At 36.6% G+C, this 989-nt stretch carries 2 pseudogenes; one reads left to right on the forward strand and one right to left on the reverse strand.

The features are described 5' to 3' along the window. Positions 1-568 (reverse strand): annotated as a pseudogene (locus B4J23_RS01840) (IS5 family transposase); the annotation flags it as partial. Here B4J23_RS01840 and B4J23_RS01845 point away from each other — a divergent pair. Beyond that, a pseudogene (locus tag B4J23_RS01845) lies at positions 562-989 on the forward strand (hypothetical protein); the annotation flags it as partial. The pseudogenes B4J23_RS01840 and B4J23_RS01845 sit on opposite strands and share 7 nt — an antisense overlap.

Consider the following 989-nt stretch of genomic DNA (forward strand, 5'->3'; position numbering starts at 1 on the left):
GATCTCAATGGAATAATAGGAATCATATTCTTGTTCTTAGCACATATTCGAATGTGCTCAGCATCATATCCCTTGTCAGCAATGAAATATGTTGCCTCGCCTACAATATCAGTCAGTTGTTTTGCAACTTGACTGTCGTGGACGTCACCCCCAGTGATTTTAAAATCAATCGGTAATCCATTCGCGTCGGTTGCAAGATGTATTTTTGTTGTTTGTCCACCGCGTGATTGTCCAATTGCTCTTTCGAAACCATACCGAGCTCCACTTGCATGTTGATGCACGCGTATGTAGCTTCTGTCAATGAATACCCATTCTTGATCCAAGACGCCTCGTAATCTAAAAAAAATTTATCCCATAATCCCTTACTTGCCCAGCGATTAAAGCGATTGTAAGCAGTTTGCCAAGGGCAAAATTCTTGAGGAATATCGCGCCATATGGCGCCTGTGCGCAGTTTCCATAAGATGGCTTCCATGATATTTCTACTGTTTTTTGAACAGTAACAACCATGTAATCGCATAGTATCCTGGATTTGCTGCCAAATATCATCAGTGAGAAGAGTACGTGCCATTGAAAAAATATAGAAATGAAAAGAGCTTAAAAGAGGATTATAAGTATTTAAAACCAATTCTTCAAATGAGGCCACGCCCTAGTAATTTTTTAGAAAGAAAGAGTTTAAGAGATGGTATTAGCACGAACTCTCAATTTCTAATTAAACGACAACCTTTTGTATACGAATATGCGTCTAATAAATATTATGAGCTAAAATATTCAAAAATTACGTCAGATATTTTTTCTAGAACAATAAAGTTTGTAGACGGAAAAATTGGAGATTTAGTACCATTATCAGCACAAAAATTTGCATCTGTTTATGAGAATTTAACGTCCGAAAATTCAGAGGATTGGTCAAATGCTGTTCATAGTTGTAGGCAAATATTTCAAGATACTGCTGATGTGATTTATCCTGCTAGAGAGGATAAGACTATTAATTT

This window comes from Acinetobacter sp. UBA3025 (assembly GCF_002367915.1).
In the GTDB taxonomy this organism is placed as follows: Bacteria; Pseudomonadota; Gammaproteobacteria; order Pseudomonadales; family Moraxellaceae; genus Acinetobacter.